This is a genomic window from Nonomuraea longicatena, from assembly GCF_039525605.1.
Lineage (GTDB): Bacteria > Actinomycetota > Actinomycetes > Streptosporangiales > Streptosporangiaceae > Nonomuraea > Nonomuraea longicatena.
Map to the genome: position 1 here is coordinate 168,675 of NZ_BAAAHQ010000011.1, position 20,629 is coordinate 189,303.

The 20,629-nt window shown below is 71.8% G+C and carries 21 protein-coding genes; 15 read left to right on the plus strand and 6 right to left on the minus strand.

Annotation, left to right across the window (positions count from 1 at the left end):
* The first annotated feature begins 42 nt into the window (after positions 1-42).
* From ABD120_RS13480 to ABD120_RS13490, 3 genes are all read left to right on the plus strand, one after another.
* Entirely contained in the window at positions 43-861 is an 819-nt protein-coding gene (locus ABD120_RS13480) for an NAD(P)-dependent oxidoreductase (RefSeq protein ID WP_343950174.1), read from the plus strand.
* 113 nt (positions 862-974) lie between these two features.
* Positions 975-2,945, plus strand: a complete 1,971-nt coding sequence (locus tag ABD120_RS13485; RefSeq protein ID WP_343950175.1) for an FAD/NAD(P)-binding protein — start codon at positions 975-977, stop codon at positions 2,943-2,945.
* Complete coding sequence (locus tag ABD120_RS13490) at positions 2,942-4,324, plus strand: nitrosuccinate lyase (protein WP_343950176.1); 1,383 nt, start codon at positions 2,942-2,944, stop codon at positions 4,322-4,324. Before ABD120_RS13485 ends, ABD120_RS13490 begins: the two co-directional genes overlap by 4 nt.
* Here ABD120_RS13490 and ABD120_RS13495 read toward each other — a convergent pair.
* The gene (locus tag ABD120_RS13495) at positions 4,305-4,775 is read right to left on the minus strand and encodes a thioredoxin family protein (protein ID WP_343950177.1); all 471 of its coding nucleotides are present in this window, start codon (positions 4,773-4,775) and stop codon (positions 4,305-4,307) included. The genes ABD120_RS13490 and ABD120_RS13495 overlap by 20 nt on opposite strands.
* Before the next feature lie 236 nt (positions 4,776-5,011).
* Between ABD120_RS13495 and ABD120_RS13500 the strand changes: the two genes are divergently transcribed.
* Positions 5,012-6,817, plus strand: coding sequence for an alkyl/aryl-sulfatase (locus ABD120_RS13500; RefSeq protein WP_343950178.1), 1,806 nt, complete (start codon positions 5,012-5,014; stop codon positions 6,815-6,817).
* 111 nt (positions 6,818-6,928) lie between these two features.
* Here the strand turns inward: ABD120_RS13500 and ABD120_RS13505 are convergent, their stop codons facing one another.
* Complete coding sequence (locus ABD120_RS13505) at positions 6,929-7,330, minus strand: DoxX family protein (protein ID WP_343950179.1); 402 nt, start codon at positions 7,328-7,330, stop codon at positions 6,929-6,931.
* A gap of 32 nt (positions 7,331-7,362) precedes the next feature.
* Between ABD120_RS13505 and ABD120_RS13510 the strand changes: the two genes are divergently transcribed.
* The 7 genes from ABD120_RS13510 to ABD120_RS13540 all read left to right on the plus strand — a co-directional run bounded on the left by ABD120_RS13510 (position 7,363) and on the right by ABD120_RS13540 (position 12,878).
* The gene (locus ABD120_RS13510; protein ID WP_343950180.1) at positions 7,363-7,695 is read left to right on the plus strand and encodes a hypothetical protein; all 333 of its coding nucleotides are present in this window, start codon (positions 7,363-7,365) and stop codon (positions 7,693-7,695) included.
* Positions 7,696-7,710: 15 nt separating this feature from the next.
* Positions 7,711-7,953, plus strand: a complete 243-nt coding sequence (locus ABD120_RS13515) for a hypothetical protein (RefSeq protein ID WP_343950181.1) — start codon at positions 7,711-7,713, stop codon at positions 7,951-7,953.
* 168 nt (positions 7,954-8,121) lie between these two features.
* The gene (locus ABD120_RS13520) at positions 8,122-9,183 is read left to right on the plus strand and encodes a glycerophosphodiester phosphodiesterase family protein (RefSeq protein ID WP_343950182.1); all 1,062 of its coding nucleotides are present in this window, start codon (positions 8,122-8,124) and stop codon (positions 9,181-9,183) included.
* Between the two features lie 270 nt (positions 9,184-9,453).
* Positions 9,454-10,593 (plus strand): DUF418 domain-containing protein, encoded by a 1,140-nt coding sequence (locus ABD120_RS13525; protein WP_343950183.1) that lies wholly within the window; start codon positions 9,454-9,456, stop codon positions 10,591-10,593.
* A gap of 38 nt (positions 10,594-10,631) precedes the next feature.
* The gene (locus ABD120_RS13530) at positions 10,632-11,858 is read left to right on the plus strand and encodes a sensor histidine kinase (protein ID WP_343950184.1); all 1,227 of its coding nucleotides are present in this window, start codon (positions 10,632-10,634) and stop codon (positions 11,856-11,858) included.
* Positions 11,855-12,478 carry a response regulator gene (locus tag ABD120_RS13535; RefSeq protein ID WP_343950185.1) on the plus strand — a complete coding sequence of 208 codons (624 nt, stop codon included), beginning with the start codon at positions 11,855-11,857 and terminating at the stop codon, positions 12,476-12,478. Before ABD120_RS13530 ends, ABD120_RS13535 begins: the two co-directional genes overlap by 4 nt.
* Before the next feature lie 157 nt (positions 12,479-12,635).
* Positions 12,636-12,878: a hypothetical protein gene (locus ABD120_RS13540; RefSeq protein ID WP_343950186.1), complete on the plus strand. Its 243-nt coding sequence runs from the start codon at positions 12,636-12,638 to the stop codon at positions 12,876-12,878.
* Between the two features lie 48 nt (positions 12,879-12,926).
* Here the strand turns inward: ABD120_RS13540 and ABD120_RS13545 are convergent, their stop codons facing one another.
* The 3 genes from ABD120_RS13545 to ABD120_RS13555 all read right to left on the minus strand — a co-directional run bounded on the left by ABD120_RS13545 (position 12,927) and on the right by ABD120_RS13555 (position 15,417).
* Complete coding sequence (locus ABD120_RS13545) at positions 12,927-13,253, minus strand: hypothetical protein (protein ID WP_343950187.1); 327 nt, start codon at positions 13,251-13,253, stop codon at positions 12,927-12,929.
* Positions 13,254-13,328: 75 nt separating this feature from the next.
* Entirely contained in the window at positions 13,329-13,976 is a 648-nt protein-coding gene (gene lexA, locus ABD120_RS13550) for a transcriptional repressor LexA (protein ID WP_425563968.1), read from the minus strand.
* 37 nt (positions 13,977-14,013) lie between these two features.
* Positions 14,014-15,417, minus strand: coding sequence for a serine hydrolase (locus ABD120_RS13555; protein ID WP_343950189.1), 1,404 nt, complete (start codon positions 15,415-15,417; stop codon positions 14,014-14,016).
* 124 nt (positions 15,418-15,541) lie between these two features.
* On the opposite strand from ABD120_RS13555, the gene ABD120_RS13560 reads away from it, so the two are divergent.
* Entirely contained in the window at positions 15,542-16,303 is a 762-nt protein-coding gene (locus ABD120_RS13560) for a (2Fe-2S)-binding protein (RefSeq protein ID WP_343950190.1), read from the plus strand.
* A gap of 76 nt (positions 16,304-16,379) precedes the next feature.
* On the opposite strand, the gene ABD120_RS13565 is transcribed toward ABD120_RS13560, so the two are convergent.
* Entirely contained in the window at positions 16,380-17,396 is a 1,017-nt protein-coding gene (locus tag ABD120_RS13565) for an enoyl-CoA hydratase/isomerase family protein (protein WP_343950191.1), read from the minus strand.
* Between the two features lie 147 nt (positions 17,397-17,543).
* Here ABD120_RS13565 and ABD120_RS13570 point away from each other — a divergent pair, with 147 nt between their 5' ends.
* From ABD120_RS13570 to ABD120_RS13580, 3 genes are read left to right on the plus strand one after another with little or no spacing between them, the layout of a single operon-like run.
* Positions 17,544-18,566 (plus strand): iron-siderophore ABC transporter substrate-binding protein, encoded by a 1,023-nt coding sequence (locus ABD120_RS13570; RefSeq protein WP_343950192.1) that lies wholly within the window; start codon positions 17,544-17,546, stop codon positions 18,564-18,566.
* A gap of 50 nt (positions 18,567-18,616) precedes the next feature.
* Positions 18,617-19,552, plus strand: a complete 936-nt coding sequence (locus ABD120_RS13575) for a FecCD family ABC transporter permease (protein ID WP_343950305.1) — start codon at positions 18,617-18,619, stop codon at positions 19,550-19,552.
* A complete protein-coding gene (locus ABD120_RS13580; protein WP_343950193.1) occupies positions 19,549-20,583 on the plus strand; it encodes a FecCD family ABC transporter permease in 1,035 nt (344 codons plus the stop codon). Before ABD120_RS13575 ends, ABD120_RS13580 begins: the two co-directional genes overlap by 4 nt.
* Positions 20,584-20,629: the final 46 nt, after the last annotated feature.

Consider the following 20,629-nt stretch of genomic DNA (forward strand, 5'->3'; position numbering starts at 1 on the left):
GCGTTCTTGTGGCGCCGACAGCGCAGGTGAACAGTGGTCCGCATGACGACTATCAGCATTCTGGGACTGGGCGCCATGGGGCGGGCGCTGGCGGCCGCGCTCGTGAACGCCGGTCATGACGTGACCGTGTGGAACCGTACGCCGGGGAAGGACGGAGGGCTCGGCGCGCGGACGGCGGCGAGCGCGCAGGAGGCGATCGAGGCGAGCGACATCGCCGTCGTGTGTCTGCTGGACGACGCCAGCGTCCGTGAGACGCTCGCGCCGATCGCGCCGAACCTGTCGGGCAGGCTCATCGTCAACCTCACCAACGGCTCGGCCCGGCAGGCGCGCGAACTCGCCAAGTGGATCACCGGGTACGGCGTGCGCTACCTCGCGGGCGGCATCATGGCGGTGCCGTTCACCGTGGCCACGGAGGGGGCTTTCATTCTCTACAGCGGCCCGCGCGAGCTGTTCGACGAGGTCGCGCCCGCGCTCGCGCCGATGGCCCGCCCGCAGTGGGCGGGGGAGGATCACGGCTTCGCCGCCCTGTACGACATGGCGGCCCTGAGCGGCATGTACGGCATAACCGCCGGCGCCCACCACGCCATCCGGCTGGTCCACGCGGAGGGCGGCGACGTGGAGGCGTTCCGGCAGGACGTGCTGCGGCCCTGGATGGACCAGATGCTCTCGATCCAGATCGACGGCGCCACCCCGAGCGGGGCCATCCCGGCGGAGTTCAACGCCCAGATGCAGGCGGTCGCCCTCCAGACGATGATCGACAACTCGGCCGAGTCGGGGGTGGCCGAGACGATGACCGGTCACCTGAGCGCGGTCCTGTGGATGATGCGCCGCTCGATCGAGAACGCCGAGCGGAACCGGTGAGGTCGTGACAGGGCCACACAAGCGTGAGGCCCCGAAGACGGCGGCCGTTCCGGACTTGACCGACCCTGAGGCGTCGCCTTGTCCCAGGGGAGGGCCGAGCCGACGATCCCCGTATGGGCGACGACAAGCAGGCGGACTTCCAGGTGTGCGTGGTGGGCGCGGGCCCGCGCGGTCTGTCCGTACTTGAGCGGCTGTGCGCCAACGAGCGCGCGGCCCCCTCCCGTCCCGCCATCACCGTCCACGTGGTGGACCCGGCGGCGCCGGGCGCCGGTGCGGTGTGGCGCTCAGACCAGTCGCACCACCTGCTGATGAACACGGTGGCCTCGCAGATCACCGTGTACACCGACCACAGCTCGAACATCGAGGGCCCGATCGAGCCCGGCCCGAGCCTGTACGAGTGGGCGCGCGACCTCGGCCACACGGAGGTGAGCCCCGACGGCTACCCCACCCGCGCGTTCTACGGCCGCTACCTGCACGAGAGCTTCCAGCGGGTGGTGGCGCGGGCGCCCGCGCACATCACGGTACGGGTGCACCGCTCGCGGGCCGTCGCGATGGCGGACACGCACGGTGTCCCCGGCGGCCCGCAGGGCGTGCGCCTGGAGAACGGCACCCGGCTGAACCACCTGGACGCGATCGTGCTCGCCCAGGGTCACGTCTCGGCCCGGCTGACCCCGCAGGAGGAGCGGACGGCGAGCCTGTCGCGGATCCACCATCTGACCTACGTCACCCCGGCGAACCCGGCCGACCTGGACCTGGACGGTATCCGTCCGGGCGATCACGTGGTGCTGCGCGGCCTCGGACTGAACTTCTTCGACCACATGGCCCTGTTCACGGTCGGCAGAGGCGGCGCGTTCGCCCGTGAGGACGGCACGCTGGTGTACCGGCCGTCGGGCCGGGAGCCGAAGCTGTTCGCGACCTCGCGGCGCGGCCTGCCCTTCCACGCGCGCGGCGAGAACGAGAAGGGCGCGCACGGCCGCCACCACCCCCGGCTGCTCACCGCCGACCACATCGCGAAGCTGCGCGAACGCCCCGTGGTGCGCTTCACGGCCGACCTGTGGCCGCTCATCTCGCGCGAGGTGGAGAGCGTCTATTACGGCACGCTGCTCGAAACGCGCGGCCGAGGCGCCGAACGCGAACACTTCGTCGAACGCTACCTGGCGGGAGCGGGCGCAGAGAGTCAACCGGCGGAGGCGGGAGCCGAGCACAGCCCGGTGGCGCCCGGTGACCTCCTGGACGAGTACGGAATTCCGGAAAGCGAGCGGTGGGACTGGGAACGGCTGCTGCGCCCGTACGGCGACCGCGTCTTCACCGGCCCCGACGACTTCCGCGCCTGGCTGCTCGACTACCTGAAGGCCGACGTGCGCGCGGCCCGCGAAGGCAACCTCAGCGGACCCCTCAAGACCGCCCTGGACGTCCTGCGCGACCTGCGCAACGAGATCCGCCTCGCCGTCGACCACGGCGGTCTTGAGGGCAACTCGCACCGCGACGACCTGGAGGGCTGGTACACGCCGCTCAACGCGTTCCTGTCGATCGGCCCGCCCGCCTCGCGGATCGAGGAGCTCATCGCGCTGATCGAGGCAGGGATCGTGGAGCTCACCGGCCCGGGTACGGAGATCCGCATCGACGTCGAGGCGCCCGCGTACGTGGTCACCTCCCGGGCGGTGCCCCGGCCGCCGGTGCGGGCGACCGTACTGATCGAGGCCAGGTTGCCGAAGCCGGACCTGCTGCGCACCACGGACCCGCTGCTCCTGCACCTGCTGAGCACCGAGCAGGCCACCGTCTACCGCATTCCCGGCATCGGCGGCACCGTGTACGAGACCGGCGGGCTGGCCGTCACCGAGCGGCCGTACCGGCTGCTGGACGCCCAGGGCCGCGCGCACCCGCGCCGGTACGCCTACGGCGTGCCGACCGAGTCGGTCCACTGGGTGACGGCGGCCGGGATCCGGCCCGGCGTGGACTCCGTTACGCTCGGCGACTCCGACGCGATCGCCCGCTCGGTGCTCGCCCTGCCACCCGCCACGCAGGTCCCGTCGGCCGTACGGCCGGAGGCGACCGAGACCGACCTCACCGGAGTGCTGGTATGAACCGCTTCGACGTCCAGACCGACGCCGGGCTGCTGTCGCCGGTCCGGGCGGGCACCCCGGTCGAGGCCGCCGTGTGCGACCGCGCCTGGCTGCAGGCCATGCTGGACGCCGAGGCGGCGCTGGCCCGCGCCCAGGCCGGGCTGGGCGCGCTGCCCGCGTCCGCGGCGGCCACGATCACCAGGCTGGCCCGCGCCGAACGCCTCGACCTGCGGGCGCTCGCGGTCGCCGCCCGCGAGACGGCCAACCCGGTGGTCGGACTGGTGCAGGCGTTCACGCGGGTGGTGGCCGAGGCGGACCCGGCGGCGGCCGAGTACATCCACCGGGGCTCGACCAGCCAGGACGTCTTCGACACCGGCGCGATGCTGGTCGCGGCCAGGGCGCTGGAGCTGGTGCGGGCCGACCTCGTCCGCACCGCGCGGGCGCTGGCCGTGCTCGCCGAGCGGCACCGCGACACCGTCATGGCCGGGCGCACGCTCGCCCTGCAGGCCGTACCGACGACGTTCGGACTCAAGGCGGCGGGCTGGCGGCAGCTCGTCCTGGACGCCGAACGGCGGCTCGGCCAGGTCGTCCTGCCGGTCTCGCTCGGCGGCGCGGCGGGCACCTTGGCGGGATATCTGGAGTATGCCCGGATCGACGGGGCGGCAGGGGACGACTACCACGACCGGCTGACCGCCGCGTTCGCCGAGGAGACCGGGCTGGCCCGTCCGGCGCTGCCGTGGCACGCGCTGCGCACCCCGGTCGCCGACCTCGCGGCGGCGCTGGCGTTCACGGCCGGAGCCCTCGGCAAGATCGCGATCGACGTGCAGTCACTCACCCGCACGGAGGTCGGCGAGGTCGCCGAACCCGCCGTGGCCGGGCGCGGCGGGTCCTCCGCGATGCCGCACAAGCGCAACCCGGTGCTCGCGACGCTGATCCGCAGCGCCGCCCTCCAGGTGCCGGTGATCGCCGCCGGGTTGACCCAGTGCCTGCTGGCGGAGGACGAGCGCTCGGCGGGCGCCTGGCACGCCGAGTGGCAACCGCTGCGCGAGGCGCTGCGGCTGACCGGCGGCGCCGCCCACACGGCGGTGGAACTCGCCGAGGGACTGGAGGCGCGTCCCGAGCGCATGCGCGCCAACCTGGGGGACGCCCTCGTCTCCGAACGCCTCGCGGCGGTCCTGTCGCCGCTGCTGGGCAAGGCGGCGGCCAAGCGGCTGCTCGGCGCGGCGTCGGAGGAGTCCGCCCGCACAGGCCGTCCGCTCGCGCACGTGCTCGCCGAGAAGACCGACGCCATCGGTACGGCGGAGCTGGCCCGCCTGTGCGACCCGGCCGCCTACACCGGCGCCGCCGGCCCCCTCGTGGACACCGCGCTTACGGTGTGGGTCACAGGTGAGAGCGGATGAACTCCGCGATCTGGGCCTTGCTCCACGGGCCGATCCTGCGGTCGACGACGGTGCCGTTCTTGAACAGCAGGAGGGTCGGGATGGCGTTGACCCCGTAGTCGCGGGTGGTGTTCGGGTTTCGGTCGATGTCGAGTTCTCCGATGACGAGCCTGCCGCTGAATTCCGGGGCGAGTTGTTCGAGATCGCCCTTCATCACGAGGCACGGTCCGCTCCATCGGGCCCAGAAGAACGCCAGCGCGGGCTTACTTGATCTGACGATCTGTGCGTTGAAGTTGCTGTCGGTGAGCGGGACGAGCGGGGCGGCCGCCTGGACGAGCTGAGTCTGCGCGATCGGCGGGCGAGCCTGGGCCGGTGCGGCGGCGGTCACGGTGAGCGCGCCGACGACCGCGACAGCCGTGGCGGCGGTGAGCAGGGTCCGGAGCGCTGCGGTGAGGCGGGACGATGCGATCACAGGTGCTCCTATGCGTTCGGGAGGACACCCGCCTGCCGGGTGCCCTCTCGGAGGTACCCCTTGTTCGGCTCCTCCCATCTGCGAGTATCACACTTCTCACCTGATCGGATACGTACGGTGACGCATGTTGAGGCTCAGGGGAGGGTGAGGGCGAACCAGCCGACGAAGTCGAACAGCAGCTCATTCTTGGAACCGTCCTTGCCTTAGCGGAGGCGGTTGCGGGCACGACCCGTCGCATGGCAGACCTTCCATTCCACGACCGGGCCGACTTCGACGACGCCGAGCGCGGCTTCATCGCCGCACTCACCCCTGCGGTGATCGAGGCCGCGGACGGCAAGGTCGTCTGGGACAACGACGCATACGCCTTCCTCGACGCCGACTGCCCGGCCACGGCGCACCCGAGCCTGTGGCGGCAGGCGCAACTGTGCGCCAAGCAGGGCCTGTTCGAGGTGACCGACGGCATCTACCAGGTGCGCGGCCTCGACCTGTCCAACATGACCCTCGTGGAGGGCGAGCGCGGGGTCGTCGTCATCGACCCGCTCGTCTCCACCGAGTGCGCCGCCGCCGCGCTGCGGCTCTACCGCGACCATCGGGGCGACCGTCCGGTCACCGGCCTGATCTACACCCACTCCCATGTCGACCACTTCGGCGGCGCCCGCGGCGTCACCGACGGGGTGGACATCCCGGTCATCGCGCCGGCCCATTTCATGGAGCACGCCGTCTCCGAGAACGTCTACGCCGGCACCGCCATGAACCGCCGGGCCCTGTACATGTACGGGCAGCTCCTACCCCGCACCCCCGACGGGCAGCTCGGCTGCGGGCTCGGCATGGGCACCTCGGCGGGCACCGTCTCCCTCATCCGGCCCACCCACGACATCACCCGCACCGGCCAGGAGGAGACGGTCGACGGCGTCCGCATCGTCTTCCAGCTCACCCCCGGCACCGAGGCCCCGGCGGAGATGAACTTCCTGTTCCCCGACCACCGCGCCCTGTGCATGGCGGAGAACGCCACCCACAACCTGCACAACGTCCTCACGCTGCGCGGCGCTGTGGTTCGCGACGCGCGTATCTGGGCGCGCTACCTGACCGAGGCCATCGCCCTGTTCGCCGACCGGGCGGATGTGGCCTTCGCCTCCCATCACTGGCCCACCTGGGGCAGGGAGGACATCGTCACGTTCCTGTCCCAGCAGCGCGACCTGTACTCCTACCTGCACGACCAGACCGTACGCCTGCTGAACCGAGGTCTCACCGGGATCGAGATCGCCGAGGTCATGCAGCTGCCGCCCGCCCTGGAGCAGGCATGGCACACCCACGGCTACTACGGCTCGGTCAGCCACAACGTGAAAGCGATCTATCAGCGTTACCTGGGCTGGTTCGACGGCAACCCCGCCCATCTGTGGGAGCATCCGCCCGTCGAGCAGGCTCGCCGCTACGTCGAATGTCTCGGCGGCACCGCCGCCGTCGTCGGTCTCGCCGACCGCTACGTCCGAGACGGTGACCTGCGATTCGCCGCGACCCTGCTCAACCACGCGATCTTCGCCGATCCGGACGACTCGGCGGCCCGCAGACTCCTGTCCCAGGTCTACACCCGGATGGGCCACGGAGCGGAGAACGCCACCTGGCGCAACTTCTACCTCACCGGCGCCGCCGAGTTGACCGGCGGACCCTCGGCGGGCACGACCAGCACCACCTCACCGGACATGTACGACGCTCTCACCGTCGAGCAGATCTTCGACTCGCTCGCCATCCGCGTGAACGGCCCGAACGCCTGGAACGAGCGCTTCACCGTCGACTGGCATCTCACCGACCCCGATGAACGCCACCGCACCACCATGTCCAACGGGGCGCTGATCCACGAGAGGGACACGACCGGCGACGGAGCGGACTTGACCCTGCGGCTCACCCGGCAGCGCCTGTTGCGCCTGATCTCCGGAGACGGCGGCGCCGACGAGATCGACCACGACGGCGACCTGACCGTCCTGGGACGGCTGACCGCCGTACTGGAGGACTCCACCCCGGACTTCGCCATCGTCACACCCTGACCGGGCTGGCAGGGCGTTCACGGTCCTGTCGGCTCGCGCAGCCGCGAAAGCAACCTTCGGCATACAGCCCGATCGATACCGCTGCGCCTTTCCGACCCCGAGGAGGTCGGTTCAGGCCGGAAGTCCGTGGTAGGCCAGGTTCGCGGCCAGGGCGGCCGCCGCCAGCGTGAAGAACACGGACCAGGCGCCGAAGCGGTGGTCACGGGCTCGCAGGTGAACGCAGAACGCGCCGAGGAAGTACAGCACGAGGCCGGCGGCGGCGAGCAGGCCCAGCACCGGGACGGCGAACCCGGCCAGCAGTCCCAGCGAGCCCGCTGCCAGCAGCACGCCCAGCGGGAGCGTCCAGGAACGGGGCACGCGAAGCCGGTCCGCCTGCTTCTTGGGGTATTCGTGGCCGATGAGGTTGGCGATGGCGGCCAGGCCGACGACGGCCGAGGCGAGAAGAGTGATCACGAGGTGGGCGGCGAACACGATGGTCCCCTTGTCCGTGAGAGCGACAGGCCGGTTGCGCACTACACGGACGAGATGAGCGCCGGGAACGTGACATGCCTCGGCGTGTCACGCTGCTGCTGGAGCGGCCGCAGGGCGACAGTCGCGCCTTCACCGCCGCGGTCTCGCTCATCCGCTGCCTGCCCGTGGCGGCGGCCGAGCGCGCGTTGCGCACCCGCGCCGCCACCCTTGAGGGCGCGGTCGCGGGCCTCGACGCGCACCTGCACAGCGGCCTGCCCGCCCTCCTGCTGCTGGAGGTGGAGTGCGAGCGGGCGCTGCGGGCCGCCGAGCTCGACTGGGTGCGCGGTGTCCTCGACCGCCTGCGGTCGGGCGAACTGACCTGGACGGCGTCGCTGAGAGCGGACCTGCTCGACGACGTACTCGAATGAACGGTGGTGGCATGAATGAAACCCAGGACCCTGCTGTGTGAGTGCACCGGCGTGATCGAGGCCCCGCCCGAGCGGGTCGCCGCCCCGTCCGGCAGCCGCCTCACCCACAGCGTCTACAACGTCGCCCAGCGGATGCGCTGGGCCGTCCCGCTGGCCAACCGCTTCTTCGTCGGGTTCGGCGACAGGACCCGCGACGGCTTCGCCGAGGGCCTGCGCGACCTCGCGGCCGAACTCGGCTGCGCCGCCCGGCCGGAGTAGCGCTATCACAGGATCTGATCATGTCGCCATCCCCCGATTGGAGGTGATGGCTGTGCGGGGAATCCCGGCATAGTTGGGCAAACGGCGAAGATCATATTCGGGCCTGGCTCACGGGAGCGGTCAGTCGCCCGGTCTCGCCGTGCTCGCGCCGAACGAGAGAGCACACTCATGAGCAAACTGCGTACCGCGGCGCTCGCCGCTCTGATCGCCCTGCCCGTCTCCGCCGTCCCCGGGATCGCGACGGCCGAGGCCGCCGACGGGCGCAGGCCGTTCAACCTCCAGGCCCACCGGGGCGGGATGGGGCTGGTCGTGGAGAACACCCTCGACTCCTTCGCCAACGCGCTGCGGCTCGGCGTCTCCACGCTCGAACTCGACGTCCAGATCACCGAGGACGGCAAGGCCGTCGTCACCCACGACCGCCTCCAGAACGGGCGCCACTGCCAGGACACCGGCCCGGCCGTCCCCGGCGACCCTGAGTACCCGTACATCGGGAAGTACGTCCACACCCTGTCGCTCGCCCAGATCAAGACCCTCGACTGCGGCACCAAGACGCAGCCGGACTTCCCCGGTCAGCGGCCCGCGCCCGGCGCCCGGATGCCGTTGCTGAGCGAGGTGTTCGACCTGGTCAAGCGGTTCGACGCGGACGGCGTCAAGCTGAACGTCGAGACCAAGGTCGAGGCGGGGGCACCCGAGCAGACCGCGCCGCGCGAGCAGTTCGTGCAGGCCACGGTCGGGGACATCCGGCGGGCCGGGATCATGAACCAGGTCACCGTCCAGAGCTTCGACTGGGGCACGCTGATGCGCGTGCGCGAGGTGGAGCCGCGCCTGCCGCTCGTCGCGCTCGACAACTACAACTTCCTCCAGGTCGGGCAGCCGGGCGCCTCGCCGTGGCTGGGCGGCATCGACATCGACGACTTCGGCGGCGACCCGCTCAAGGCGGTCAAGTCGTTCGGCGCCAGTGCCTTCTCGCCGGTGCACGGCTACCCGGAGGACAGCACGGTCGGCGACCCGAACTATCAGCCGTACGTCACCAGGCGCATGGTCGACGACGCCCGCAAACTGGGCCTCAAGGTCGTGCCGTGGTCGGTGAACGACCCGGCCACCATGGGCAAGCTCATGGACGACGGCGTGGACGGCCTGATCACCGACTACCCGGACCGGCTGCGCACCCTGATGGGCACCCGCGGCTACCAGCTTCCCCGGCAGTACCCGGGCCCCGACCCCAGGTAGCAAGCAGGGCGGCTGCTACATCCGGCGCCGGGGCGTTCACGTCCGCGACGCCAGCACCGCCGACCGGACGCGCACCGTCCTGCATCACCGGGACCTGCACCTCGCCGACCTCAAGAACCACACCTACCGGTTCACTGGGGCCTGACGCCATCCTCCGAACGGACGATCGCCGGAATCGTCCGTTCGCCGTCCAGAACCCGCCTCGTCGCACGATCCGGTGACCAGGGGTTCCCACCGACACTCGAAGTCACATCGAGTCGAGGAGGGACCGTGACCACCGCCGTGGGAGCGCGCCCGGTCGGGGAACGCGAGCGCCAGCTCGCTCCCGACCTGGCCAGAGGAGTGATGCTGGCGCTGATCGCCATCGCCAACTCCGCGATCTACCTGTACGACCGGCCGTACGGCATCAGGCAGCACGTCATCGAGACCGGCCTGGCCGACAGGGTGACCTCGGTGATCGCCATGTCGCTGGTGGACGCCAGGGCCTACCCCATGTTCGCCGCCCTGTTCGGCTACGGCATGGTCCAGATCTGGAACCGGCGGCGCGACGACGCCGAAGGCCGCCGGGTGCTGCGCCGCCGCAGCCTGTGGTTGCTGGTGTTCGGCGCCGTCCACGCCACGCTGCTGTTCTCGGGGGACGTGCTCGGCGTCTACGGGCTGATCGGGCTGGTCATCTGCCTGCTGCTGCGGGTGCGCGACCGTACCCTGCTCACCCTGGCCGCCGTCTGGATGGTGCCGGTGGCGCTGTCGGCCATGCTCGCCTACAGCACCTCGTACGGCTCGACCGAACGGACCTACTTCTGGTCGTTCACCGCCGAGAACCCGCTGACCGCGCTCACCCTGCGTCCCATCGAGTGGCTGATCACGCCGTTCGGCCTGCTCGGCGTGTTCACCGCCGCGCTCGTCGGCGTGTGGGCGGGACGCCGGGAGCTGCTGAGCACGCCGACGCCGCTACTGCGCCGGGTGGCGCTGTGGGGGCCGATCATCGGAGCCGTCGGCGGGCTGCCGGTCGGACTCGTGGCGGGCGGGTTCCTCACCGCGCCCGGCTCCTCCGCCATGCTCTACAACGCCGCGCACATGGTGACCGGAGTGGCGGGCGGACTCGGCTACGCGGCCGCCATGGGGCTGCTCGCCCACGCCATCGGGGCGCGACGCGGACCCGTGGTCACCGCACTCGCGGCCTGCGGCCAGCGGTCCATGACCTGCTATCTCCTACAATCGGTGGTGTTCGTGGCCCTGCTGGCTCCCTACACCGCCGGGCTCGGCGCCTGGCTGGGGACGGCGGCGACCGCCGTACTGGCGATCGCGACCTGGGCGTCCACCGTGGTGGTGGCCGAGCTGATGCGCAGGGCGGGAATGCGCGGGCCCGCCGAGACCCTGCTGCGGCGCCTGGTCTACCGGCGCGGGTGAACCGGCCCGCGAACAGACACAGCTGGAGGTGCGGCGGCGTGGACGGGGAACGCGACTGGGACAGGTTGTGGCAACTGCTGCTGCTGGGGCTGCTGGCGATCGCCACCGTGCTCGCGATGTTCGACTCCACCGCGTCGCTTCAGGACAGGCTTCTCACCGTCGCGCTCGCGGGGGCTGTGGCGGTGTGGCACGGGTGGATGGTGATGGCGCATCCCCAGTGGCCCGAGCGGGTGCTGGCGCCGATGGCCGTGTACTTCGCCGTCCTGCTCGTCCTCGTCTGGGTGCTGATCGGGCGCAATCCGGCGTACGTGCTGCTCATCATCGGCTGCTTCCCCATGGCGTTCGTGGCGCTGCCCGGCCGGTGGGCCTACGCCGGCGTGGCGGTCACCGCGTTCCTCGTCGCAGGACGGCCGCTGGCCCTGCTGGACGGCAGCGCCTCGTGGCCGACGCTGCTGGCCGCGCTGGCCTCCGCCGCGCTCGCCGGGTTCCTCGGCTGGTTCATCCGGGCGATGGAGGCCGAGGTCGCCCGGCGCCACGCGGCCAACCGGGCGCTCGCCGAGGCCAACGAGCGGCTCACCCGGCTCGGCGAGGAGAACGCCGAACTCCAGGGCAGGCTGCTGGCCGCCGCCCGCCAGACCGGTGTCGCGGGGGAGCGCGGGCGCATGGCCAGGGAGATCCACGACACGCTCGCGCAGGGACTGTCCGGCATCGTCACCCAGCTCGAAGCCGCCGAGGAGGCCGCCGCCGACCCGGCCGAGCTGCGGCGGCGGCTCGGCATCGCGCGCACCCTGGCCAGGGAGAGCCTCACCGAGGTCCGCCGCTCGCTGAACGACCTGCGGCCGGGGCCACTGGCCGAGTCCCGGCTGCCGGAGGCGCTGACCACCCTGGTCGCCGACTGGAGCGCCACACAGGAGGTGCCCGCCGCGCTCACCGTCACCGGCACCGCCCGGCTGCTGCACCCCGAGGTCGAGGTGACGGTGTTCCGGGCGGTGCAGGAGGCGCTGGCCAACGTGGCCCGTCACGCCGGAGCGGGCAAGGCGGGGGTCACTCTGTCGTACATGGAGGATGTGGTGGTGGTCGACGTGCGCGACGACGGGACCGGCTTCGTGCCCGAGCGGGCGGACGGCTTCGGGCTCACCGCGATGCGCCAGCGGGTGGTCAGGCTCGCCGGGAGCCTGGAGGTCGAGTCCGCGCCCGGCCAGGGCACCGCGCTCAGCGTGAGCGTGCCCGCGATCCCGGTGACGGCCGGTCAGGAGGCGACATGAGCGTGCGGCTGGTGATCGTGGACGACCATCCGGTGGTGCGGGACGGCCTGCGCGGCATGTTCGCCGAGCAGCCCGACCTGGAGGTCGTCGGCGAGGCGGGCGACGGCGCGGCCGGGCTGGACGTGGCCCTGCGGGAGCGGCCCGACGTGGTGCTGACCGACCTGCGCATGCCGGGGCTCGGGGGCGCCGAGTTCATCGCGCTGCTGGCCGAGCGGGTGCCGTCGGTGCGGGTGCTGGTGCTGACGACGTACGACGACGACGGGGACGTGCTGCCCGCGCTGACCTCGGGCGCGATCGGCTACCTGCTCAAGGACTCGCCGCGCGAGGAGGTCTTCAGGGCGGTGCGGGCCGCCGCCTCGGGGGAGTCCGTGCTGTCGCCCGCCGTGGCCGCGCGGGTGCTCGGGCGGGTGCGCTCGCCCGCACCGGCCGAGTTGAGCGAGCGTGAGCGTACGGTGCTCAGCCTGGTCGCGCGCGGCTGCACGAACAAGGAGGCCGCCGCGATCCTGTTCATCAGCGAGACCACGGTCAAGACGCACCTGGTGCACATCTACACCAAACTCGGCGTCTCCGACCGCGCCGCCGCCGTCGCCGCAGGCTACGAACGCGGCCTCCTGCCCTGACCGCCCCTGGCCTGACCGTCCGTGCCTCTACCGTGAAGTCGCCGACGGCGGCTTCGGCCCCGACTACCGACTGCTGCCGCTCGCGGGCGGTGAGCGCACCGCCGTCGCCGTCTACCACGAGGAGCGCGCGACGGGCTGGCCGGTCGAGGTGCTGCCGATGCTCGACTGGGGGTGCGGGATGTTCGCCGCCGTCGACTGCCGCAGCGCCGACGCCACGGTGCTGCTCTTCGACCCGAACGGCGGGCCGGACGCCTGGTATGTCGACGCCGAGAGCCTGACCGACTGGCTGGAGACGTGGCTGGCGGAGACCGGCTGGTACGAGGAGGACGCCGACCAGGACATCGCGATGCGGTCATGGGAGGGGCTCAGCTCACGTAGGCCGCCACCCACCGTGGGATGATCTTGAACCCTGGGTCGTGCTCCGAGTGGGCACAGCCACTAGGACGGTCTAGTGGTCGAGGTCGTGGAAGGTGTACCAGGGTCCCCGTATCGGCAAGGTGTCGGAGGGGGGTCGGTGCGGGCTCCAGACGTACCCGGACGGTTCGTCGGCGCGTCTGAAGTAGACCGCGCCGGCCTCCTCGAAGACGGTCTGGAACGTGAGGTCCCCGATCGTCAGGTCATGGAGCGTCTCGCCCTCGTCCAGGGAGCGGGAGACCTGCTCCATGCCCTCCATCGACCGGTTGAAGGCAGTGTCCGCGTAGGACGCCATGAACATCACCCCCACCAGGAGGAGGATGCCGGTCGTGAAAGCCGCTACGGCGGCTTTTCGCTTCATGGCCGTCAGCTCCTCCGGGCCTCGCCGCACGGTCTCAGGGAGGCGTACGGGTCGTCGATGACGGGACACTTCTGCTCACAGTCGGCGCAGCACCGAGACCACGACGCCCAGCACCACGGCGTGATCGCCGTCGATGACGTCGTAGGCGGGATTGCGCGGTTCGAGGTAGACATGCCCGCCCCGGCGGCGCAGCACCTTGACGGTCGCCTCCCCGTCGATCATCGCGGCGACGATCTGCCCCGAGTGCGCCTCGGGCTGCTGCCGTACGACGACGTGGTCGCCGTCGCAGATCGCGGCGTCGATCATGGAGTCGCCGCGCACCCGGAGGCCGAACAGGGTGCCCCGGCCGGTCAGCTCGCGGGGCAGCGTCAGCAGGTCGTCCGCGTGCTCCTCCGCCAGGATGGGGGCGCCCGCCGCGATGTCGCCGACCACCGGGACGCTCACCAGGTCGCCCGCAGTCTGCTGCGGCGGCGCCAGGAACGGGCGTACGTCGATCGACCGCGTCACCGCCGTGCCCCGGCGCAGGAAGCCCTTGTCCTCCAGGCTCCGGAGGTGCTTCGACACCGACGACGGCGAGCGCAGCCCGACCGCCCGGCCGAGTTCGCGGGTGCTCGGCGGGTAACCGTACCTTTCCACCCAGTCCCTGATCGCGGCGAGGATCCGCTGCTGGCGCTCAGGCAGGGTGGAGGCGTCCAGATGCTCGAACAGGGTCACCTGCGAAATCGTAGAGGGTACGGCGGCGCCGTACCCTCCGAGTGGGTCAGCGCTTGTTCCACCAGTCGCTCTGGTGCTCGTCCACGGCCTTGCCGAGGCGCGACAGCTTCTCGGTGAACGTCACCGGGAACAGTCCGGGTTCGGCCGGCGGCCGGTTCGCGTCGACGTACTGGGTGCCGAGGTTGGTCAGGGCGACCACGATGTAGTGCCGTCCGGGCTTGCCGGGCAGGGACTTCACGATGCCGGCGTCGGCGCCGGAGTTGTTCACCCAGCCGGTCTTGTGGGCGAAGGTCACCTGCGCGTTCGGGGCGCAGGGGCGCACGTCGCGGCCGAACCGGTTGCCGGCCACGGTGACGCTCCCGTCCTCACCGATCCAGCGGGACGGCACCTGGTGCGGGATGCCGGGCGCGGGCTGGTCGCACCGGTTGGCGGTGGACAGCATGTCGTTCCACCCCTGGTTGGCGAGGTGGCCCTTGAACACCTGGCGCGAGGACGCGCTCAGCACAGCGGACGTCACCGGGGTGCCGTCGGGCGCGGTCCACGCCCGGCCGGGCAGCCCGTTGACCAGCGCGAGCAGCTTGGCGGTGTCCAGCGAGGTCATGGTGACCGGGTTGGACCAGCGCCCGCCGGTGGCCGGGTTGGTGTTCTTGAACTGCAGGGTTTCCAGGCCGAGCCGCTGGAAGGTCTGGTTCAGCTCGTCCACGGCCCCCTTGTCGTGCAGCATCTTCACGAGGGCGCACGTGGCCGGGTTGTTGGAGGAGGTCAGCGCCGCCTCCAGGTAGTTGCCGACCGTGTTGCTGGTGTTGCCCTGGCACAGCGCGCTGGTCTCGGTGGGACGGTAGTCGTAGGTGTCGGACAGCGCGATCGTGCCCTTGTCCACCAGGCGCAGGACGCCGAAGCCGACCATCAGCTTCAGGACCGAGGCGGGGTAGGGGGACATGAAGTCGATGGGGGCCTGCTCGCGGCCGGGGACGATGTCGATCGTGCCCCGGCCCTGGTTGGCGTACCAGCCCCGGTCGTCCCACTGGCGCCAGCGCACGGCGGTCGTGCGGAGGTTCCGGTCGACCGGAACGGCGACGCCGTTCGGGTGCTGCGGGCTCATCAGTACGGTGCCGGAGGCGACCGGGCGGCCGAGCGGGTCGAGTTCCAGGACGGTCACGTCGAGCTGCGGCTGCTGCGTGATCGGCTTGGGGTCGGCGGCGAACAGCCGGGCGTACTCCTGCGGCGACGTCGCCATCTTCTCCTCGACGTCCGCCAGCGTGGCGGCCGGGGCCGAGGCGGGCGGTGCCAGGTCGAGGACCTCCTGGAAGCGGGCCTCGTCCATGGCCTGCTGGAGGAATCGAGCGAGGTGGCTCGTACGGCCCTCGGTGTCGGCCTGTGCGGGGGCGGCCGCGAGGCCCAGGAAGAGGATGCCCGCGGCGACAGCGCGGCTCTTCGTAATAAAGGACATTCACTGGATCTTAGGGAGAATGCCCAGCTTGCAGGGCTTTATTGCATCTTGATGGCATTGATGGCAGGTTGCTGCCGATCATGGGGAAGGGGCTGAATGTGGGTGTAAGAGGTGATATGTCCCAATGAGTGTCCACGAGGGACGCGGCGGCATCGCCGAGACCGTGGCCCGGGTCGGTGCCGTCGGCGGCTACTTCGAGCTGGAGACCGGCCCACCGGACGCGGGCTGGCGGCCTTTCACCGACCTGTGGACGGATCCGGGCGCGCTGGGCGAACGCGTCGCCGCCGTCGCCGGACGGCTCGGCACCGACGACAGCCGGGTCGCGGCCTCCATCCTGTTCCAGGGGCTGGCCGCCCGCCTGTGGTCGCCGCTGCTCGGCGCCGCCGTCCTCGCGGACCTGCTTCTCGACCTCCCGCCCGAAAGGCTCCACTGGCGCCCGACGTCCAGCGGCCCGCTGCCACTGCGCATCCACTCACCGGCCGGACGGCACCTGCCCGCCCGCCCCGCCGGGTCGCTGTACCACGTCGCCATTGCCGGTCTGCTCGAACCGCTGGCCGACGCCGTTCACGGCCTGGTGAGGCTCGCGCCCGGCGTGATGTGGGGCAACGTGGCCTCGTCCCTGGCCGGGACCGTCGGCGCCCTGGCCGCCCACCGCCCGGACACCGCCCGGCAGGCCGTGCCCCTGGCGCGCGACCTGCTGGCGATCGGACTGCTGCGCGGCACCGGAGAGTACGCCGAGCCCGCGCCCGGCCACCACTTCTTCGTACGGCGTAGCTGCTGCCTCTATTACCGGCTCCCGGGCGGCGGCAAATGCGGCGACTGCATCCTCATCCCCGACGCGGTCCGCCGCGAGCAGTGGGCCGAGCAGATCGCGCACACCCCGTGACGGCCGGATCGGGGTCAGGTGCCGTGGTCGGGGCACTCGGGCAGGCCGGGCGGTGCGAAGAGCTCGGGTGCTCGGCTCAAGCGGGCAGGCCCAGTTCCTCGTCCAGCGGTGCGAAGAACGCCGCGACCTCCTCGGGGGAGGCGGCAGGGGCCCAGCGCGGCGTCCGGTCCTTGTCGATGATCTGCGCGCGGATGCCCTCCTCCAGGTCGGGATGGCGCAGCGCCCGGCACGACACCCGGTACTCCTGGTTCAGCACGGCTTCGAGCGAGCCGAGGCGCCGGGCCCGCCGCATCGACTCCAGCGTGACCCGCAACGCCGTCGGCGACCTGGTGGCGAGCTGTTCGGCCGCCTCCTTCGCGGCGCTCTCGCCGGTCGCCAGGAGCCGTTCGACGATCATCGGTACGCTCTCGGCGGTATAGCAGGCGTCGATCCAGGAACGTCGAGCGGGCAGCACCGCCTCCGGCGGCGTCCGCGCGAAGGCGGCGACGGCGGCGGACACACCGCCCGCGGCGACGGCGTCCTGGAAGGCGGGCAGGTCGGCGGAGCGCACGAAGTGGTCGGCGAGCCCGCAGGCGATGGCGTCACCGGCTCCGACGGCGTCGCCGGTCAGCGCCAGGTGCGTGCCGATCTCGCCGGGCGCGCGTGACAGCAGGTGGGTGCCGCCGACGTCGGGGATCAGGCCGATGCCGGTCTCGGGCATGGCCAGCCGGGTCCGCTCGGTGACCACGCGTACGCCGCCGTGCGCGGACACCCCGACGCCGCCGCCCATGACCAGCCCGTCCATGAGGGCCACGTACGGTTTCCCGTACCGGCCGATGAAGGCGTTGAGCCGGTATTCGTCCCGCCAGAAGACGGGTGTGGCGTGGCCGCCGTCCCGGATGTCGTGGTAGACGGCGCGGATGTCGCCACCGGCGCACAGCCCGCGCTCCCCGGCCCCGCTGATGAGGACGGCCTCGACCGTGTCGTCCGAGGCCCATTGTTCGAGGGCCGCGCCGAGTGCGCGGACCATGTCGTGGGTGAGCGCGTTGAGCGCCTTCGGGCGGTTGAGCAGCACCCGGGCGAGTCGGCCGGAGGCCGTGAGCACGATATCCATACGTTTCCGAAAATATAGTTGGACGTCCTAGTAAGTCCAGGGTTCTGCAGGATGGCCGCCCGCGGCATGGGCGCCGAGTCCCCTTGTTCCACCCGGATAGGCGTGTACTAAGGTAAGCCTTGCCTAAATCGAGGGACGGAGTATGGAGTGAAGCGCATCCTCGCCGTGATGGCGGTCCTGCTGGGCGTCGCCGCCTGCGGCAGCACGCCGAAGACCGAGGCCGAGCGGCAACCGACCGGCGGTGGCGGCGCCTTCCCCATGACGATCCGGCACGCGCTCGGGACGATCACCGTCCCGGCCAGGCCGCAGCGGGTGGCCACGGTCAACTGGGCCAACCACGAGGTGCCGCTCGCCCTCGGCGTCGTCCCGGTCGGCATGGCCGCCGCGACCTTCGGCGACGACGACGGCGACGGGGTCCTGCCCTGGGTGGAGAAGCGCCTGGCCGACCTCGGCGCCAAGACCCCCGTGCTGTTCGACGAGACCGACGGCATCGACTTCGAGGCCGTCGCCGACACCAGGCCCGACGTGATCCTGGCCGCGTACTCGGGCCTGACCAAGCAGGACTACGACACGCTGAGCCAGATCGCGCCCGTCGTCGCCTACCCGGACGCCCAGTGGGCGACCCCGTGGCGCGAGATCATCCGTACGAACAGCAAGGCCATCGGGCTCGCCGCCGAAGGGGAGCGGCTGGTCACCGGCCTCGAAGCCGACATCACCCGGGTCGTCGCGAAATATCCGCAGCTCAAGGGCAAGTCGGCGATGTTCATGACGCACGTCGACCCGAACGACGTGAGCCAGGTCGGTTTCTACACCACGCACGACACCCGCACCCTCTTCTTCGAGGACCTCGGGCTGACGACCCCCGGCAGCATCGCCGAGGTGTCCAAGGGCACCGACAAGTTCGCGCTCACCCGCAGCGCAGAGCAGGCCGACCTGTTCGACGACGTCGACATCATCACCGGATACGGGGACGAGAAGGGCGAACTCCTGCGGACCCTCCGCAAGGACCCGCTGCTGTCGAAGATCCCGGCCGTCAAGCGCGACGCGGTGTTCTTCCTGTCCGGCAGCACGCCCCTCGGCACCGCCGCCAACCCGACCCCGCTGTCGATCTCGTGGGTCCTGGAGGACTACGTCAAGGCGCTGGCCGCGGCCGCGGACAAGGTGAAGTGAGCCGCCGCGTCCTGTGGCTGCTCGTCTCGGTCCTGGTGCTGGCCGCGCTCATGACGGCCTCCGTCGCCCTCGGCTCGCGGACGGTCGCCTGGTCCGACGTGTGGGCCGCGCTCGGCGGCGCGGACGGCTCGCTCGAACAGGCGGCGGTCGCCAAACGCGTGCCCCGCACCCTGCTGGCCGTACTCGTCGGCGCCGCCCTCGGCCTGGCGGGCGGCGTCATGCAGGGGGTGACCCGCAACCCGCTGGCGGACCCGGGCATCCTCGGCGTCACCATGGGCGCCTCGCTCAGCGTCGTCACCGCCGTCGCCTTCTTCGGTCTCACCTCGCCGACCGGCTACATCTGGGTCGCGATGGCGGGCGCCGCCGTCAGCGCGGTCTTCGTGTACGCCGTCGGCTCACTCGGCCGCGACGGCGCCACCCCGCTCAAGCTGGCGCTCGCCGGAGCGGCCACCTCGGCCGCCCTCACCTCCCTGGTCAGCGCCGTCGGCCTGGCGCGCAACGACGTCATGGGCAGCTTCCGGCTCTGGCAGATCGGCGGCGTCGGCGGCGCGTCCTACGAGCGGGTCGGTCACGTGCTGCCGTTCCTCGCCGTCGGGTTCGCCGTGTGCCTGCTGACGGCGCGCTCGCTGAACTCGCTCGCCCTGGGCGACGACGTCGCGGCCGGGCTCGGCGAGCGCGTCGCCCTGATCCGGGCCACCGCCGCCCTCGGCGCCGTCGTGCTGTGCGGGGCGGCCACGGCCGTCGCCGGTCCGATCGCCTTCGTCGGACTGCTCGTCCCGCACGCCTGCCGTCTGCTCGTCGGCCTGGACCACCGCTGGCTGCTGCCGTTCTCCGCGCTGCTCGGCGCGGCGCTGCTCACCGCCGCCGACGTGCTCGGCCGCGTGGTCGCGCGCCCGTCCGACATCGAGGTGGGCATCGTGACGGCGCTGCTCGGCGGCCCGCTGTTCATCCACCTCGTCCGGCGGCAGAAGGTGCGCGAACTGTGAACGCCGTGGACACCCTCGCGGCCGGACGCCGCAGGCGCGCCCTGCGCCGCCGCGCCGTCGTCCTGACGCTGGCGGTACTCGTCGCCGCCGGGTTCGCCGTGACGCTCATGGTCGGCCAGCGGTTCCACCCGCCGTCCGACGTGATCCGCGTGATCATGGGCGAGCAGGTGCCGGGCGCCTCGTTCACGGTCGGACGGCTCCGGCTGCCGAGAGCGGTCCTCGCGGTGGCCGCCGGATTCAGCTTCGGGCTCGGCGGCGTCACCTTCCAGACGATGCTGCGCAACCCGCTGGCCAGCCCCGACGTCATCGGCATCACCTCGGGCGCGAGCGCGGCGGCGGCCGTCGCGATCGTGACGCTGTCGCTCGACGGTCCCTCGGTGTCGCTGCTCGCGATCGGCTGCGCCCTGCTCGTCGCCCTCCTCGTGTACGGCCTGGCCTTCAGGAACGGCGTCGCGGGCACCCGGCTCATCCTGGTCGGCATCGGCATGTACGCGATCCTCAACAGCGTCACCTCCTACGTGCTGTCCCAGGCCGCCGAGTGGGACCTCCAAGAGGCGATGCGCTGGCTGACCGGCAGTCTCAACGGCACCACCTGGTCCGAGGTCGTGCCCGTCCTGGCCGCCCTGGCCGTGCTGACGCCGGTCCTGCTGTCGCGCTCGCGTGACCTGTCGGCGATGCGGCTCGGCGACGACACCGCCGGCGCCCTCGGCGTCCACGTCGAACGCACCCGCGTCACGGTGGTGGTCGCGGCGGTCGGCCTGATCGCCTTCGCCACGGCGGCGGCCGGGCCGATCGCGTTCGTGGCGTTCCTGTCCGGGCCGATCGCCGCCCGGCTGGCCGGGGCGGGCGGCTCGCTGCTCGTGCCCGCCGGGCTCGTCGGCGCCCTGCTGGTCGTCGTGGCCGACTTCGCCGGCCAGTTCGCCTTCGCCGCCCGCTACCCCGTCGGGGTGGTCACGGGGGTGCTCGGGGCGCCGTACCTGGTGTATCTGATCGTCCGCACCCACCGGGCCGGCCGGGTCAGGGGCTGGTGACGCTCCCGCTCCTGAGGCGGGGCAGGCGCCCCGGACGCGGTCCGGG